Origin of the sequence: Pseudobacter sp. (assembly GCF_051955275.1) — a bacterium.
Classification (GTDB): Bacteria; Bacteroidota; Bacteroidia; order Chitinophagales; family Chitinophagaceae; genus Pseudobacter.
In genome coordinates, this window is the sequence record NZ_JBQCGW010000257.1 from 14628 (window position 1) to 33585 (window position 18958).

Annotated in this window: 12 protein-coding genes; all 12 read right to left on the minus strand. The window is 47.6% G+C overall.

The annotated features are described in order from the left end of the window. Positions 1-7: 7 nt before the first annotated feature. Positions 8-559, minus strand: coding sequence for an RNA polymerase sigma factor (locus tag ACTHMC_RS22320; RefSeq protein WP_440416549.1), 552 nt, complete (start codon positions 557-559; stop codon positions 8-10). Further along, positions 549-3647, minus strand: coding sequence for a S41 family peptidase (locus ACTHMC_RS22325; RefSeq protein WP_440416550.1), 3099 nt, complete (start codon positions 3645-3647; stop codon positions 549-551). Before ACTHMC_RS22325 ends, ACTHMC_RS22320 begins: the two co-directional genes overlap by 11 nt. 54 nt (positions 3648-3701) lie before the next feature. Beyond that, entirely contained in the window at positions 3702-5021 is a 1320-nt protein-coding gene (locus ACTHMC_RS22330; protein WP_440416552.1) for a MutS-related protein, read from the minus strand. 73 nt (positions 5022-5094) lie between these two features. Then, a complete protein-coding gene (locus ACTHMC_RS22335) occupies positions 5095-6393 on the minus strand; it encodes a MutS-related protein (RefSeq protein WP_440416554.1) in 1299 nt (432 codons plus the stop codon). Positions 6394-6403: 10 nt separating this feature from the next. Further along, positions 6404-8740 carry an ABC transporter permease subunit gene (locus ACTHMC_RS22340; RefSeq protein WP_440416555.1) on the minus strand — a complete coding sequence of 779 codons (2337 nt, stop codon included), beginning with the start codon at positions 8738-8740 and terminating at the stop codon, positions 6404-6406. A gap of 12 nt (positions 8741-8752) precedes the next feature. Continuing rightward, the gene (locus tag ACTHMC_RS22345; RefSeq protein WP_440416557.1) at positions 8753-9673 is read right to left on the minus strand and encodes an ABC transporter ATP-binding protein; all 921 of its coding nucleotides are present in this window, start codon (positions 9671-9673) and stop codon (positions 8753-8755) included. Positions 9674-9696: 23 nt separating this feature from the next. After that, complete coding sequence (locus ACTHMC_RS22350; protein WP_440416558.1) at positions 9697-10455, minus strand: hypothetical protein; 759 nt, start codon at positions 10453-10455, stop codon at positions 9697-9699. A gap of 37 nt (positions 10456-10492) precedes the next feature. Then, a complete protein-coding gene (locus ACTHMC_RS22355; RefSeq protein WP_440416560.1) occupies positions 10493-11995 on the minus strand; it encodes a RagB/SusD family nutrient uptake outer membrane protein in 1503 nt (500 codons plus the stop codon). A gap of 11 nt (positions 11996-12006) precedes the next feature. Then, on the minus strand, positions 12007-15312 hold the full coding sequence (locus ACTHMC_RS22360; RefSeq protein ID WP_440416562.1) for a SusC/RagA family TonB-linked outer membrane protein: 3306 nt from the start codon (positions 15310-15312) through the stop codon (positions 12007-12009). A 274-nt stretch (positions 15313-15586) separates the two neighbouring features. Then, positions 15587-16828 (minus strand): FecR domain-containing protein, encoded by a 1242-nt coding sequence (locus ACTHMC_RS22365; RefSeq protein ID WP_440416563.1) that lies wholly within the window; start codon positions 16826-16828, stop codon positions 15587-15589. 43 nt (positions 16829-16871) lie between these two features. Next, complete coding sequence (locus ACTHMC_RS22370) at positions 16872-17501, minus strand: RNA polymerase sigma factor (RefSeq protein WP_440416564.1); 630 nt, start codon at positions 17499-17501, stop codon at positions 16872-16874. Positions 17502-17645: 144 nt separating this feature from the next. Next, a complete protein-coding gene (locus ACTHMC_RS22375; protein ID WP_440416566.1) occupies positions 17646-18947 on the minus strand; it encodes an amidohydrolase family protein in 1302 nt (433 codons plus the stop codon). Positions 18948-18958 lie beyond the last annotated feature (11 nt).

Below are 18958 nucleotides of genomic sequence, written 5' to 3' on the forward strand. Positions count from 1 at the left end.
CAAGTATCTATTTCAATTCTTTACGGAGGATTTTGATGGCATTGTAGATAGTATTGTAAGCAGTTTTGATACTCAGTTCTGTGGTAGCAGCCACCTGCTCATAAGTAAGGCCTTCAAAGAACATCAGCCTGATCAGTTCCTTTTGTTTGGGAGTCAGTTGCTCTATGGCCCTGTGTAGTTTTTCCCTTAGCTCTTCATCGTGTTGTACACGGATAATGATCTCTTCATATGGAAGTTCTTCACTAAGCTCTTTATCTGTAAGTTTATGGATGGCTTTATCGGTTTTGGAATAATACACCAGTTTATCAATCAGCATTCGCTTCAATGAGGTGAAGAGGTAAGCTCTTACCTGCTGCACTTCATTGAGCCGTTGGTGTTTATCCCAGAGCTGAAGAAACAACTGGGTAACACAATCCTTTACCAGTTCATCATTGGCAGTGATCTTCAATCCAAACCTTACCAGATGGAAATAGGTGTTGTTGTACAGATCAAAGAGCGCCTGTTTGTTTCCTGTTCTGATCTGTTTCCAGTATTCGATATTTATTTCTTCATCGGTCATCCGGGGTCAGTTTCGATTGACGGATGGCTTCTTCCAGTTGCTGGTCGCGGCCTTTACTTACAATCCCATATTCATTCATAGAACGAATATCAGGTTCCGTCTGGTAATTCTCCAGGTATTTTCCTGCATTTGTTTTTACACCGATCGTTGGAACACTGTAACTGAGGGAAGGATCCAGCAGGGCCTGTCCTGTCATCCAGGTGCAACTGCCAGGGACCGGCATGCCTATCAGCTTACCCATATGAAGATATTGATAGTCGTACACAAAACAGTGGCCATCGCTGTAATTGGCTTCCCCGGCCAGCACAATACTTGGTTTGGTCCAGCGGAAAGATGGCTCAATACCGGTACTGAACTGATCGGTCCCATTACTCCGTAGCCTGGCGCCGCTGAGAAAGGTGATCAGTTCGGGCGCCAGGTCTCCGCCCCTGTTAAAGCGCGTATCAACAATCACACCTTTGCAATGATGATACCGGCCCAACACTTCTTCATACACATTTCTGTAGGCTGCATCATTCATCCGATACAGGTGTACATACCCCCATTGGCCACTGGTCTGCTTTTCAACTTCCTCACGATTCCGTTCAACCCATCTTTTATACAGCAACTCCGCTTCCTCTTCAATGGAAATGGATGTTACAGTAACGGTTTGAATCTTTTCCCCGCTTTTCACCTCCAGCAAAACCTTCTTCCCTGTTTTACCTGCCAGATAAAAATCCATTTCCCGGTCTGCTGCAACAGTAACACCATCCACACTCATGATAAGATCCCCTTTTCTGATGGATAACCCACACAGATCAAGTGGCGAACCTTTGACCAGTTCTTTGATCTTCATTCCTTCTCCTGCATATTGCAGATCATAAAAAACACCCAATGAGCCGGCCACTCCGGTATCTTTTGGTTTTGGGTTCCAGGTAGCGCCTGTATGACTCACATTCAACTCACCCAACAGTTCATTGAGCATTTCTGCAAAATCATAGTTGTTACTGATGCCCGACAGGTATTTCCTGTAAGCAGTTCCCAGCTTTTTCCAGTCGGCGCCATGGTACCCCGCCGTATAAAAAGTCTCTGCTGTTCTGCGCAGCACATGATCAAACATGGAGGTTCTTTCTTTTACCAGGTCAACCGTTATTGCGGTGTTGATTGCCAGTTTTTGCTGTGTGATCGCTACCGGATCCACACGTAGGATGGCGCCCTCTCCCAGAATATAAATGATATGCTGCTCCCTGTTCCATTGCATGATACCATTACGCAGCTGCAGAGGTAACAATCTCTTCGTTTCCTTCGTTTGCAGATCGATTTGCCAGAGATCGTAGTTCTTCTCAAACTTTGCGAGGTAGTAAAATGTATTCCCATCCGCACTCAGGAGCCCATCTTCCAGCAACGCAGCAGTGTTGGTCAGTCTGCGCCTGCTGCCTGCAATGGCTTTCCAGTCAATGGTGGATGCAGCTGAATCCTCCAGGTGCATGGTAAACCAATCTGACTGCGCTGGTCCGCTGTTATCGTAGCTATGTAATCCGTAGCGGTCGCTTTCATACAGGATCGCCTTGCCGTTCATCATCCAGCGGGGGCGTATATCATTGAATCCGCTACGGGTAAGATTGAGTAATTGTCCATTTCCCGAAGCACTGATAACACCTACTTCATCATTGCCTCCTTCCTGTTCCGTGAATTGCACCAGCAACCAACGCCCGTCAGGGCTCCATTGAAAGTACTGATCAAAATCCCGCCTGCTGATCAGTTGATCGCTGGTCAGAATGGTTCTTGTTACACCGGTAGCACAGTGGAAAACCCTGAGTGTATTCCTGTTGGCGATGTAAGCAATTTCTTTTCCGTCAGGAGACCAGGCAGGTTGATAAGCTTCATCTTCGCTGTTTATCACCTCCAGCTCTTTTACCTGACCTGTATTGTAAAAAAAAGAATCATTGGCTGTAACAGCAGCCTGGAAAATCTTCCATTTGCCATCCCTTTCACTGGCATACAAAAGCTTTTTTCCATCAGGAGAATAGCTCAAACCCGCTTCCCTGGCGGCTGTTTCCGTGATACGCTTAACATTATTGCCGGAATCATTGCATACAAACACTTCGCCCCGTGTAATAAAAGCGATTTCCTTTCCGGAAGGAGCAACTGCCATTTCACTGAGTTCTGTTACTGAAACGGTGGTATTGCGGGAGACTGTAACTGGCGGTACTGTAATATTCACTTTCCGGGCGGAAGCATTGGAAAGCATAATGTATATGCCGCCGTCGTAACCAAAACAAAGCGTATTGTTACCGGCAATGGAGAGAAAACGAACAGGATGATCCTTAAAGAAAGTCAATTGCCTGGGATCGGAAGTATCGGAGAGCGAAGATTGAAAAATATTAAAACTTCCCTGCCTTTCACTGAGATAAAAAAACTGTTGCTGATCCTTTGCAAACACAGGGTTTCTGTCTTCCCCTGCAAAGCTGCTGAGTTGTTGATGTTGCTGCGTTTTCTCATCATACATCCAGATATCCCTCGCTGCTGAAGACACCTGGTGTTTACGCCAGGGATTTTCCCTTGCCTTTCTGTCGTAATACAGGATGAGATGGCCATTGGTGCTTATCCTGGCGCCTTCAGCAGGAGTGGTCAATATTTGTCTGACCCTTCCACCGATGGCAGGTACCTGGTATAATTCAGGCAGTGATTCAGAGGGAAATTGCCTGCAGGCCGGATCATCCATCCTTGCTGCCGAAAAGATAACTGCCCTGTCGTCTGCCGTAAAATCGGAGGGGAATTCATCTGCTGCATGCCAGGTAAGCCGACGGGCTTCTCCCCCTTTTGCCTCTACCACGTAAATATCAAAATTGCCGGAACGATTGCTGGCAAATGCGATGGCAGTTCCACTGTGATTCCAGACCGGCATCAGTTCCTGCGATTCACTCTTCACCAGCAGCTTTGCTGTTCCTCCTGATGCTGGAACAGTATACAGGTCTCCGTAACAGGAAAACACAATGGTGCGCCCATCGGGAGATATGGCAGGATACCGTAACCAGGTTGCGGAATTTTGTGCTGTCAGTAACGAATTCAGGAAAACAGACAACAGTAAGAGAATAAATCCTTTCATTCCGGAGCGCATTAATGAAATGGAAATATACTCAAAATGATGGATTGACAATATTTACCTGCTGCTGATCATCTCCAGTATCCCTTCATTCCTTATGATCATCATCCCCTGCCTGTCTTCCGTAATCCCTTCTTCCAGCCTGTAGGTATACTTTGGCTTCACTCCTTCCATGATCGTTGGCAGATACCTGAACTGTATATTGGGCGTGGCTTTCAATGCCTCCCCTACTTCTATGATATGAGTAGACACAACAAACAGGCAATCCGCATACTCCGCAAAGCCTTCCGTAACAGATAAGGTTCCATCGTACGCATCCTTCACATTCGTTCCCTTGAACAACTCATCGAACATCAGCATCAGCCTTTGTCCACTGGCAGCCGCTTCCGCGGCTTGCTTCACACGCACTACCTCCGCATAAAAATGAGAGTACCCCAGACCGATATTATCAGCCACATTGATACTGGTATACAAGCCTTCGCGAACAGAGAAATCAAACTGAGTGGCGGCCACAGGGAATCCCATATGCGCCAGGTATAAGCTGATCCCAAGTGATTTCATCAAAGTTGACTTCCCCGCCATATTAGCCCCTGTGAGAAAAAGCACATTACTGTTTTCTTTCAGCACCAGGTCATTGCCGATAGCTTTATCGATGCAAGGATGTTTCAGATTTTTCACACTCAGTATATTCTCCTCGGGAGATACCGCCGTTGCATATTGGAAACCTTTGGTGGCCGCAATATTTCCCACAGCTATATTTACATCCAGCTGGTAGATGAACGTTAAAATATCTTCCATCTCTGGTTGCATCCTGTTCCTGAGCAGGTGCTCGTAAAAAGCAAGCTTTTTAATTGGCAGGTTCTGGTAGATATCTGTATTCGCAAGCTTTTGCAGCTGCGGATGGGCCAGCACCCTGCTGATCTCCTGCACCCTTTCAGCGAAAGGACCGCCGGCATTGCGCAGCAGCTCAATTACTCCAACGGTTTTTCTGATGGTAACGATGGAAGCCTGCAATCCCTGAATGGTTTTCTTGTAGCGCTCATCGCGGGTGAGGCCGGACAGTGTTTTCTTTACCACGATGTTCAGCATTACCATCGGGGCATTGTGTCCACTTGATGCATCGATGTATTCCCGCATGAGATTGATCTGCTGTACATCAAAAGGAAAACTCAGCGCTTGTTGCTGAAAGAAACGGAAGATACTGCTTCGCTGGTTGATGCTTTCAACGTTGGTAAGGGGGTTACGGAACATCTCATCCAGCAACTGCTCACCTCCTCTCGTTTTCACCTGGTTGAACAAATGATATACGGAACCCTGACGGAACTTACCCAGTAAGTTCAGTTCATCAAGTGTCTGCCTGTCTATTCTGAAACTCATAGTATTATTATTTATCAGTGTGTGCCCAGCCGCTCGCGTCCCCGCGAGTGACTGGGCACACCTTGTGTATTCCTTAAACAGCCCTCTTCCGGCCGTTCTTCAATATTTCCAGCACGCCTTCATTCCGGATAATGATCATACCATGCCGGTCATTGGTAACACCTTCTCTCAAAGTATACGTATACTCCGGCAGATGGCCGTTCATGATGGTAGGAAGAAACCAGAATCCAACAGAAGGATCATTACTCAGTTCATCCGCCGCTTCCACGATATGGGAAGAGATGATGAACCTGCTGTTCTTTCTTTCAGCAAAAGCCAGTGTAATAGCCACCGTGGCTTCGTGCGCATCCTTCACATTGGTGCCACGGAACAATTCATCAAATATGATGAAGACGGATTTCCCTGATCGCAGCTCTGCAGCCACTTTCTTCACACGTAATACTTCCGCATAAAAATGGCTGGCACCGATACCAAGATTATCCGGCAGGTTGATGGTAGTGAAAAGGGCATCCATCACGGAGAATTCCATATAAGTGGCTGCCACGGGGAATCCCATATGTGCAATGTAAACCGCCGTACCAACGGATCTAAGGAAGGTACTCTTACCGGCCATATTTGCGCCGGTAAGAAATACAACAGTCCTTCCTTTGTTCATGGCCATATCATTGGGTACGGGTTGCTTCAATTCCGGATGGTAAAGCCCTTCGATCCTCAACTCCCCTGTTCCTTTTTCCAAAGCATTGGGGAAGATGAATTTCCTGCCGGATGCCACTTTCGCCACCGAGATATAAACATCAAGGGCATAGATATACGATAACAGGCGTTGCACTTTTTCCCGTTCCCTTACACGCAACAAAACATCGAATGCAGTTACCGCTGCATAAGAGATCTTTCCCTGGTTCTTTTCATTCAATACAGGAGTAAATGCGGGATCGGCCAGCAATTCTTCCATGGCCATCCTTTCAATATCATAGGCCGCAATGTTCTTCGCATCATTACCAGCAATGAATTGCTGCACCTGTTGCATCAAAGCAATCACCGCAGACACACCATTCTGAATATCTTTTTCGCTGAGGGTTTGCTGCATGCCATTATTCGGGTGATCATTCCTGTTAGTCAGGTATTTTTCCGCCATATCAAAGGTGGACCCCTCAAACGGGAACACAGTATTCAGTTTACAGAAGTTTTCAATGATATTGCTGCGACGGTTAATCTCAATTTTATCCGCCAGTGGCGTCCGGAACATTTCCTGCAACAGCAGCTCTCCTCCGCGCGTGTGCGTACTGTTGTAGAGATCAAAGATGCCGGCTGTATCCCGCTTACTGAAGAGGCGGAGGTCATCGATGGTCTGATCGTCGGTTTGTAAATACATACTACTTGATTTATTTTCTTTTCCTCCTGATCAGCAACACAGTGCCAAGCAGGAGAATAACAGAAGGCAGGATCCATATAAAGAAAAGGGACTGTGCTTTGGCTGTTTTGCCGGAAATAGTGAACAACTGATCAAGCGGATCAGGTCTGGGTGTGTAAATCGGAAAATCATTATTATCCATCCAGCTGAAGAATGCAATGCCGTGCGACTTCCCGCCGGATCTTCCATTACTCATATAATCCGCATCACCTGATACCAGGATGCGCTGTTCTTTATTGGGCAGCTTTCTTGTAAAAGTTCCCATTGTAACAAAAGGTGTTTTCTTAATATCACCTTCTGCTTCGTTGAGCACTGGCGCTACCGAATCCACCACCAATCTTCCAACCTTATTGAATGCCCCTTCTTTAGTGAGCATAATAGGCTTGAAAGAATAGCCAGCCTGGCCGGTTGATTGTAATTCAGCAGCTCCGGCCATCGCATCCTTTACAGTATCCTTGTATTTGGGATTCTCCAGCCTCTTTTTCAGTTTGCCATATCCCGGAGCATCAGCCAGATCATACAGGTCATGCGTGAAGTAAGTTCCCAGGATATGCGGCATTTCATGTTTATTCACATGCACCAGAGTACCGTTTTCCAGTCTGGCGCCAATATTGGCCAGCAAAGGATTCAGCATGTCCTGTTTACCAGGTTCGCCCAGGATAAAAGCATTGCCCCCATCAGCCAGGTATTTTCCGATCCGCTCTTCCTTCATCGGGCTCAGTTTTATTTTAGGATCTGCCACTACCAGTGCAGCTATGCCTGCAGGAATTTCAAGGTTATCCGGAGAAATGGTATCAGCATCAAACCCCAGGTTTACAAGAGAGTTCCTGTTGGTTTTGATCAACGTATGAACAGCATATTCTCTTTCTCCATATTTATAAATATCCCTTTCCAGGTTTCCGGTAGTGTATAGCACTTTAGGCATCGATTTCATCTGCAACCTTTTGAATGCTGCCGATACATTCATTTCATTCGGCCAGAAATCAGTATCGGGAAAGGTTCTCAGCCAGGTTTGCCTTCCTTTGTATTTGAGCAGCATCACTGCCCGGTTGTCTTCCGGCTGCAGATCGATCATTTTCCTGATCTCTTCTGGTTCCATGAAGTTCTTAAGATTGACCTCATTGCCTTCGGCCAATATCATGGCAGCCTCTTTCAGCGATTTCTTCGGATATCTCTTGAAGATGACACTGTCTCCATCATTGACATCATAATAATTTACATAATTGAATTTGATATCAGGTTTGAAACGCAGGTACTTCTCCCAGAGCGTCCACATGTATTCATTGCGCTTGCTGGCGCTCGACATTTTGAAGCTGCCATCGAGCAGGTTACTGTACAGTGTTACTTCCAGCGGTTCGCCCTTCTCGAAATCCGCTATCACGCGTTGTGTATTGGGATGAACAGTGTTCAGGTCATCCCTGGTGGTGTCCCAGTAGCCGATCATCCCTGGCCTCGATGAAACATAACCCACCAGCAGCACCAGCGCCATTACAGTAATATAGCGGGCAGATTTCCTGTACCAGGGAATAAACTCGCGCCCTCCTTTCATTCTGAACAGCGTAAAGGAAAGGAACATGGCAATGATCATCAGGTAATAGATCACATCAGCCGTTGTGATGAGCCCAGCCACCATTTTACCCGTCCTGTTATTCATACTCAGAAAATGGGTGAGGTCGCGCACCAGATCATACTGTTGCCAGAGACCGCCGATCCTGCTGAGTACAAGAATAACCAGAAATGTTGCCACTGCGCTTACTATCTGGTAAGAGGTCAGACTACTCATGTACAGGCCGATGGCCCCATACGCGCAAACCAGCAGAAAAAAAGCGAGGGTGGCAGACAGCACCAGTCCGGTATCAACATCCTGAATATTCAGCAAACCTGCCACCATGAAAATTCCCATCACGGCAATCAGCAGCAGATTGTAGACCATCAGCGCCAGGAATTTCCCGAATACGATATGTCTTGTTTTTACAGGAGATGAAAACAATAATTTGATGGTGCCATTATTCATTTCCCGGCTGATCATACCCATGGTCAGCAGCGGTAGAAAGAGATACAGGTTTTTGAAAGCATTCGCATAGATGCCATCATTATTCAGAAAGATCAGCTGGGTGAGTGAGCGGTTGAAGCCTTCAAAATCCGGGCTGTTCTCCAACGATAAAGATTGCCATTTGGCAAACTCCTGCACCTGGGTGTTATAGAAGAACGCGCACTGCACCATGAATGCGATGAATAAAAACCATGCAACAGGGGAATAGAACAGATTACGGAGCTCTGTCCGGGCGATCTTGAAGATCAGTTTCATATATCAGTCTTTTTATTGGGATTGTGTGGATAGTTGCTTGAACACATCTTCAAGCAGGCCTTTTTCAAGGCTGATCTCGCGCAGGCGCCAACCCTGTTCCATGCTGGCGGCGATAAGCCTTTCCGTGATCTCCTGATCACCATCGAAGTAAAGCCGTATTTTTTTATCTGTCAGGAACTCCACCCTGGATATGCCTTTTACGGCCAGCAGGTTTTCCTTTGCAGGAGGATTTTCCATGCTCATTACAATGCTGTTCGACTGCATGTAATTGTTGAAAGCATCCATGGTGTCTGAAAAGATAATACGTCCTCCTTCTATCATGATCACCTCGCGGCAAAGCAGGTGGATCTCGCTCATTACATGTGAAGAAAGCAATACGGTACTATCCTGAGCAATATCCCTGATCAGCTTTCTCACTTCAATGAGTTGATTGGGGTCCAGGCCATTGGTAGGCTCGTCCATCACCACCAGTTTTGGCTTATGAATGATAGCCTGTGCAATACCAACACGCTGCCTGTAACCGCCGGATAGATTTTTGATCAGCCTGCTGCTGAAATGCGCGATCTGGCATTTCTCCTTGGCTTCCTCTACCGCCATTTTGATTTTTGATCCTTCCATCAGACGCAGCTCTGCAGCGTAGCTCAGGTACTCGTCAACAGTAAGATCTGTATACACCGGTGGATTCTGTGGCAGGAACCCGATCCTGGCCCTGGCGGCTTCCGCATTTTTCCTGGTATCCATCCCATCGATGTAAACACGGCCTTCCGTTTGATTCACAACACCACACACGATATTCATGGTGGTGGATTTGCCGGCTCCATTGGAGCCAAGCAATCCGATCACACCCGTCTGGTCAATTTCCAGGTTGATATCCCGGATAGCCCAGGATGCACTGTATTTGTGCGACAGGTTTTCGATTTTTAAAATACTCATAGCATGATTTTTTCACGTTAGGTTTAATTGCGGGCATAATTGATCCTGGTGATCTTCGGAGCCAACGCCCCTGTTCCACCCATTTTTCCCACCAGTGCGAAAGCAAAATTTTTATAGATCCAGATATTAGGAGTAAGCTTTCCGTCATTGGCAATACCTGCCGCAGTAAAGGTGGTAATGATATCACCGGTAGCTGCATTCCTGAATTCAAAAATGTAATCGGCAACATTTCTTTTAACGGCATATTGCCTGAACTCAGTAACGCCTTTGAAAGCAAGACTGGCAACTTCAGAACCTGGTGCTGCCTGAGCCATATTAATGCTGACCGGAATATTGTCTGACAGCAGGTTCACAAAACGTATTCCCATGGCGCTATCCTTTGCAGTAAACCCCAATGGCTCATCATTAACCAGTACATATTCAGGCGCAGCCGGGGTACCGGCAAGAAAGAGGCTCTGCATGGAGCCTTCCGGCAGATCGAGATTTATTTTGAAAAGCGGCTCGCTTTTCTGCAGGGTGTCCGGTATCTGGTACAGGTATAACGGATGAGTGCCCGCTACAGGTGAATAAAGATTGGGAACAACACCGAAAGTCCCATACAGCAGGCTGTTCACCGTATTGAACAAAGCTGGCACCTGCGTTGAAAAAACGGTCTTCATGGTATTGGCGCCGGCCACTCCATGGAAAATAACGAGGGAGGCACTTCCTGGCCTGTTGATCTTATTTTTTGTGCAGGCAGCAAAGAGTATTATGAGCAATCCTGCGGAGATGATTTGTTTCATTGTAATACAATTGAATGAGTAATTGAAAAACCAGGTGTTACCTGATATAACCGTTGTTTTGTCCCAGGTTCCTGTTGGCTTCTATTTCAGCAGCAGGAACAGGATATAATAACTGGTAATCCCCTTCCCATGGTTGCTTCAAAGGCATTGCGCTCAATACCGCGCTTGCCCTGCCTGTACGCCTGAGGTCCATCCACCGGTTCCCCCATTCGGCAAACATTTCAATTTCACGCTCATGTATAACCGCTTCTTTAACTTCTGTTTCATTCAGTGCAGCTGACAGGTTTTGAAGAGAAGTCCGGGAACGGACGGCATTGAGATCGTCAATGGCTTTGGTATATCCTCCATCTGCTCCGTTGGCCCTGGCTTCCGCCCTGATCAGGTACATATCGGCAAGCCTCAGCACCATATAAAGCTCGGGAGATGGCGCATTCAGTACAGACATATTCCTGCTGTGTTTATATTTCACAGGGTACCATACTTTCACATTCAACCCGTTGGTGGTTTGTAAAGTACTGTCGAGCCAGACTTCCTTACGCTGGTCTCCCTCTTCAAAAGCAGCCAGCAACTGATCGGAAACCCAAACGCCAGCCGGAGCTTTATATGGATCTCCGACAGGAATAAAGTAATGACCTTCGGATACGGCATTCCTGAGTGTGGCGTCCTGGTTGGTCTGTTTGAATTGAAGGATAGCTTCCCTGCTGCCCGACAGGAATATATCGTTCAATGGCATGAGTTGAAAAAGCCCTGATTCTGCAATTACCTCCGATGCTTTTGCTGCTGCCTGTCCATTATCTCCCATGTACAGATATACTTTAGCCAGCATGGCTTTAGCTCCCCATTTGTTCACGCGTACTCTGAGGTTCTTTCCTGCTGCATAGGTTGCGGGAAGATCTCTTTCCGCATCCAGCAGGTCTCTCAATATCTGCGCATAAACAACAGGAACAGGGGAGCGGGGGATGTTCACCGTTTTACTGAAGTCAACAGTCAATGTAACCGGTACTTCACCGAAGAAATTCACCAGGTGGAAATAAGAGAATGCGCGCAGGAATTTTGCTTCTGCCGTGTACTGGACCTTCACACTGTCCCGCATTGTGGAATTCTGCGCGCCGGCAATTCCTTCAATCACAGCATTGGCATGATAGATGGCATTATAGGCCGACGTCCAGATGGTATTGGTCATGCTGTTGTTGGTCAGCGTGAGCGTATTGGTAGCCAGCGCATAGGCGTCCCGGTTACCCGAACTCATAATCAATTCTCCGGCAGACAAACCACCTGCGAGCGTAGAGAGCCCGCCCGCGAAACCATTGAGGATGGCATTGGCAGGACTGCTGCCTGCTGCCGTCCGGGGTCCATGGATCAGGGAGTTATACACACCTGCCAGCGCGCCTTCGGCCTGAGCTTCCGTTCTGAACATTTTTTCTGCCGTGATACTGTTGATCGGCTCATCAACTTCCACCAGTTTAGTACAGGAAACCAGTGTTCCTGTTAGTATCGTAAAGAGCAAAAGTGCTGGTGTATATTTTGTTGTTTTTCGCATAATGGTTGTGTTTACAGGGTGATAGTTAATCTGCCAACAATGATCCTGGGGATCGGATTGAACGATCCGTTCCTGATACTGGGATCCATACCATGCCTGGTGATGGTAAACAGGTTGGACACATTCAGGGAGATATTGCAGGCCTGAACACCTGCTTTTTTAACCAGCTCCGGTGACATGCTGTAGCTGAACTCAACAGCATTCATCCTTACAAAGGAGGTATTGGTAAGCTCCACTCCCCTGTTATCGCCGATGGTGGTGAATTTGGGGAACAGGGCAATATCACCCGGCTGACGCCAGCGCCCTTCCAGCATCCCCGGAGGCATTACCAGGTTATTCATTCTTCCTGCACTGAGACCGGTATATGCCTGGTACCCGATCTGTTTGGAATAACTGAAATGCAGACTCAATCCAAAATCCTTCCACCTGAAATCTGTTCCGAAACCACCGAAGAATTCAGGGTTCATATCATAAGCCAGGTAACGGTCATCATCACCTGTTCCTGGAAACACACTATTATTGGTGGTGATCTTTCCGTCTTTGTTATAATCTTCAAATGTGTATTCGCCCGATAAAGGATTAACACCGGTAACACGCAGTACATAAATAGTGGCAAGCGACTGCCCTACTTTGTACCTGGTAGCGAAAGGTGATTTTTCAATGCCGGGATAAGAGATCAGTGAATTCTCATTCCTGCTGATATTGGCAGACATAGAAAAACGGAAATCTTTTTTTCTGATCACTTCCATTCTTGCAGAAAGCTCAACGCCCTGGTTCTGTACGGTAGCCACCCAGTTGGCCCGGGCGCTTGCAAAACCAGTATAGGCAGGGGTAGGTAACTGGGTGAGCTGATTGCCGGAACGCTTGCGGTATACAGACAGATCAACGGTCAGCCTGTCATCCATAAAGGCCATGCTTAATCCGCCTTCGGTCAATCTTCCTTCTTCCCACCTGTAATCCTGGTTCACAGGAACCTGGTTCACGTAGGGCTGCACATCGTTGTAGGTGAACATGCGCAGGCTGCTGCCCGGTTGTTGCGTGGAATAACGGGCCAGGTATTCGTAGTTGCCTACATTATCACTGCCGGTAATTCCGTAGCTGCCTCTCAGTTTGATGAGGCTGACCCAGGAAGGAAGGGCTTTTTTAAGCCATTCTTCTTCCGTGGCGATCCAGGAGGCGCCAACGGATCCGAAGTTGCCGAACTGTCTGCCTGGCGCAAAGCGGGAAGAGCCATCCCTTCTTGCCTGCAGGTTCAGGATATATTTGTTCTCCCAGTTGTAATTGATCCGGGTGAACACACCGGCATATTTATAATCGAAAAATGTATTGGTTGTTTGCATCAGCTGCGCCAGGCCGATACTTCGCATGAGATCGTCGCTGGTAAACCCGAGCCCCATGGTCATGCCCGTAGCGGTATTTGTCTTCTGAAGCGTACCTCCCAGCAATACAGACAGTTTGCCTCTTGAAATGGAGCGTGTGTAATTCAGTTGTGGCTCAAAAGCGAGGTTATTGTTTTTGGTATTACCCAGCGTAGTAGTGGCCATCGGGTTTCCCTGTGGATTCTGTGAAGCCATTGGATTATAGATATCGCTGGTATTGTTCGCATTCTGATAACTCAGGCTGCCCGTCAGCACCAACCCTTTCAACAAGGTATAATTGATGGAGAGGTTACTGTTCAGTACGCTCGTTTTTACAATATTGGTTTTAAGGATATAATCGAAAGGATAATTGTTGATGTTGGAATTGCTGTTGTATCCTCTGAAATTCAGCTTACCTGATTCATCAAAAATGGGAGGAGCATTGGGAGGAGATACATATCCTGAACTGGCGTCGCTGATGGCCTCCACTTTGGAAGCGCCATAACTGGCCGTAAAACTCATGGTAAGCTTTTGATTGGAGCTGGTATGGCGTACATTCAGGTGCACGGTACCTCTTTTATTTCCACCCGATCTTGTATTCAGGTCCACCTGATCAGTATATCCTCCTGCCAGCCTGAAACTGGTGCGCTGATCGCCGCCGGAGAGAGCAAGAGACAGATCTGTGCTCTTTCCTGGATTCAGCAATTCTTTCAGCCAGTCGGTAGAACGGGTAGTATCCCAGACCATCAGGTCAGGCGCATTTTCAGGAGTAGGCGTAATGCCATCATTTTTGAATGCTTCGTAACGCATGTCGAGGTACTCACGCAGGTTTAGCATTTTAGGAACCCGGGAAATGGTTACGAAGCCCTGTTGCACCGATGCTTCGAGGGCAGTCTTTCCCGGCTGCGCTTTCCGGGTGGTGATGAGGATCACGCCATTGGCGGCACGCGAACCATAAATAGCAGTGGCATCGGCATCTTTCAGTACTTCGATACTTTCTATGTCTTTTGGATTGATATTGAAAAAAGGGCTTTGTCCTTCCGTATAAGATAATCCTCCCTGCACAAGGCCGGCAGAAACACCTTCCGTATTGTAAGTGGCGATACCTGATTCCAGTACTGTCTGCGGGATGCCATCGATCACATAAAGCGGTTCGGTGATTGCATTGGTATTGATCGAATTTCTTCCCCTGATCTGCAGTTTTACAGGAGAACTGGCAATGCCGGTCATATTGGTAACCTGCAGGCCGGGCACTCTTCCCTGCAAGGCAGTTACAGGATTCATAACAGGTTGCCTGCGCAGTTCTTCGCCGGAAACCCTTGTGATATTACCGGTTGACAAACGTTTGCTGGTGATGCCGTAAGCCTGCACTACAGCCTGGTCCAGTTCATTGGTGGCCACTTTCATGGATTCCACAATGTTCATGGTAGTTTTAGCGATCTTCACCACCTTTTTTTCATACCCGATACTGGTGAGGGTGATGGTGATATCGCCTTCGATACCCTTTAGTGTAAAAGCCCCCTTCTCATCTGTTTGAGTGGCTTTATTGGTTCCATTCACTATGATAGTTACCCCACGTATAGGCGTCCTGTTCTTTTCGTCTAAAATAAAACCTGAAACATCTCTGCCCGGTGGCTCGAACAGCTGAATGGGAAGCGATATTATTTTTTTAGGAGAGAGCACGATGGTCTTTCCTTCGATACTGAATTCAAAAGGCTGTTCTTTCAGTACAGCATGCAGGAAATCAGCAAGCGGCATATCAGTGGCCGTGATACTTACCTTTTTTGCATCATCCAACGTATTCCTGTTGGAGAACACAACATAACCTGTCTGGTTTTCGATGGCCGTAAAAACCTGTTTCAACGGAACATCCTTTCCTGAAAATGTAACTGACTGTGAGAGCCCGGTAGCATAGGCGCAGGTCAGCATGGTGGTGAGTAGTACAATGGTCAGCTTCATAGCTAGCAGCAGTTTGGTCAAGGGCCGGTAACCCGCTTCAGCACTACATGGCAGTGCCGCGCCGGTTTGTAACCGGATTGCAGTTTTTAACATAAATTGCGTCAGTTTTACCGCCTGCTCATAATCAGGCGGGAGTTGTGAAAAAATGAACACGATTCTTCTGATCAACTCAAAACGCGGCCGGAGGTGTTGCAACCACTTCCGGCTTTTTTGTGCCGATCAACAGGAAACAGGTTGATAGAACAGGTAAGGTCAATGATTGCGATAAGGTTGGTCAATGCCCCTGGAGCACAATCAGTTTCCTTCCTTCCAGACGGAACTGCACTCCGGTTTTTTCGAGTATTTTCAATAGCCCTGTAAGATTGGTTTCCCTGCTGATCTTGCCCGAGAACCAGATTTTGGGTATACCGTTTTCGTATGCTACATCTATATCGTACCAGCGCTCCAGCTGAAGCATGGCATCAGCGAGACTGACATTTTCAAAATTGAAGAGACCGTTCTTCCAGGCTGTCACTTTATCCAGGTCAGCATCCAGCACTGTGATCTTTTTGCTGCCATTGTTATTCACCGATGCCTGCTGCCCTGGTAACAGCATGGCCGTTTGCGATGCCTCTTCGTCTCCGGAAATAACTTTCACACGCACCACACCCTCCGTAAGCGTGGTATTGATGGCCTTTTCATTGGTGTAAGCGTTTACATTGAACTGCGTGCCCAGTACTTCCACATCAAGCTGTTTGTTCACATTCACCACAAACGGAACCTTGATAGCTGGCCGGCCTTTGAAGGCGGGGAGGTTCATGCTCTTTACATGAAAGAATGCTTCGCCGCTCAATTCCACTTTTCTTTCCGTTGAACCGAATTCAACCGGAAAGCGGATGGAACTTGCTGCGTTCAACCATACTTCCGTACCATCGGGCAGTGTGATCATGAACTGACGACCGTGCGGGGTGGTCATGGTATTATACTGTACTTCTTTATTGGAAGTCTCCAGCTGGGAGTAATGTAATTGTCCGTTTTTCAGCGTTACCTGTGCGCCATCTTCCATGGCCACGATGCCATTCCCCAGGCTATCGAGCACCACCTGTCTGCCATCAGCCAGGGTAAGCACAGCACCATCTTTGCCCGGCCCGATCTCCTGTTCTGTTTTTGCAACAACCGGAGGTGGTGTGGAAGTTTTATTTGTAATGAGATAAAGTGCGCCCGCTGCGAGTAATACCAGTACAGCTGCGGCGGCCCAGATCCATTTACGCATGGGATAGACAGGGGCCTGGCTGACCTCTTCCGGCATTGCCTGGTATTGATCAACGCTCAGAATGCGTATCAGCACCGGCTTCCAGGGTTTCATATCAAAATCGCCTGCAGCCTGCTGCAATAGCATTTCCGCCTCCATCAGTTGCTGGAGCAATTGCCTTGCATCGGTGGATTCCATCAGCTGATCCCATTCGGCCTGTTCAGCTTCTGAAAGTTCACCGGCCCTGAAGGCCTGCAACAATTGTTTTATCCTGTTTTGGTCCATATCCGGATTAATAGAAACCTGGGGAAACTGATCGTACCATCGATCATAAAAAAAATTCCAGAAAAGTCCAGAACACTATGGCAGGTATAGTTATGCCGTTATTCTTAAGGTGTTCACGGATCTGTTCAAGACTGATGCCTATAGTGTTTTTGACGGTTTGTACAGACAGTCCCAACTCGGCTGCGATCTCTGAAACAGACCTGCCCTGCAGGCGGCTCATTTCATAGATCTTCCTTCTTTGCGGCGAGAGGCGTTCTACTGCCTGCTGCACCAGTTGTTTTGTCTGATGGTATTGTGTATCTGTTTCAATCCCTGATTGGGTGGGAGCAGTTTCCTGCCATTTGTCCAGCGCTCTCTTTTCAGTCTGTTTGCGCCGGAGCATATTGAGGCATTCATTGATGGCAATACGGGTGATCCAGGTGCGCGGAAATTCAATCTCAGTCAGTTTATCCCGTTGAAGCCAGATGCGGATGAAGGTATTCTGGATGGCGTCTTCTGCTGCCTGTTCAGATTTCAGCATGTTCAGCAGATAGGGTTGCAACAGGGGAACATACTGATTGAACAGTTGCTCAAAAGCCTGTTCATCTCCCTGGCTGATCAGTTGCAGCAGTTCCTTTTCATGATATGATGTAAGCAGCGCCAATAGTACGGACCCGGTGTTTAGGTATTGCAAACTAGGGAAAAAAGCAATTGCTTCGAATTAAATCAAATAGGGCTGTTTTAAAAGACATGTTGCCAATAATCGGGGACACGAGCGACTGGGCACGCCATAACAAGAAGGGCCACCCTTTCAGGCGGCCCTCACAACTAATTAATTTTATTTCAATCCGTACTTGTGCTTGTAACGGTCCGACAACTGTTTGTGTTTATCCGTCAGATCAAGCTGCCTGCCCTGTATAAAAGCCAGCGAGATCACATTCCCGCTCATATCCAGGATATCACCATCAGCCACTACAATATTGGCATCTTTTCCTTTTTCGATGGAGCCGGTCTTATCAGCCACACCAAGAATGGTTGCCGCATTCAGCGTAATGGCAGACAGGGCCTGCTCTTTGGTCAATCCATATGCCGCGGCAGTACCGGCATTGAAAGCCAGGTTTCGCTGACGCGTATTTCCGTCATCATCATTGATGGCAAACAATACACCGGCTTTCTGCAGCAATGATGGAGTTTTGAAAGGCTGGTCAACATCATCATCCGCCATCACCGGCAGGTCATGCAACTGGTTCAGCACAACGGCAATATTGTTCTGCTTCAGGATATCAGCGATCTGCCAGCTGTCCGCTGCGCCAACCAGCACTACATCACACCCGAACTCCTTTGCAAATTCAATGGCAATCAGCATCTCTTTTACAATATCGCAATGAATGAAAAGCTTCTTGGACCTATCGAACAGCCCTTTCACCGATTCAAATTTCAGGTTCACGGCTTCATGAGTTCCTGCTGCATGGTATGCTTTCGCTTCACGTAAAAAAGCTTTCACTCCTTCTATCTGCTCCAGTCCGCGTTTCACCGGATCACCGGCAGGCTGTTGCTGAAAGAAGAAACCACGGCCCCCGCCACGCCTGTTCAGTAATGAAGGCATGCGGAAATGGATATTCTTATCGGCCGATACCAGTGCATCTTCCCAGTTCCAGGCATCCAGTTGCACCACGGAAGAAGAGCCGGAAATAATACCACCCTGCGGAACGATATTCGCCAGCAGGATCCCGTTGGTACGAAGCGTATTGGTTACTTTGGAATCCGTATTGTAAGCCACAATGGAACGCACATTGGGATTGAGTTCCCCCATTTCAGTGGCATCCACGGTGGCGCGAACACTGCCCACTTCCACCAGCCCCAGGTTGGAGGAACTGAGAATAAGGCCCGGATAGATATGCTTGCCTTTGCAATCATAGATCTTTACATCGGCAATGGCTGCATTCGGACGCACATCCACAATCTTGCCGCCGCTTACTACCACCATCCCGTTCTCTATCACCTGTCCGTTGCCTACATGCACAGTGGCATTGGTGAGGGCAAAGGTCACCGTCTGCGCCGGTGCGGGGTATACAGTCTCCTGGGCAGAGACTGCTCCCATCATCAACGCAGCACTTATCATTAAATAGATTCGTTTCATGTTGTTTCAGT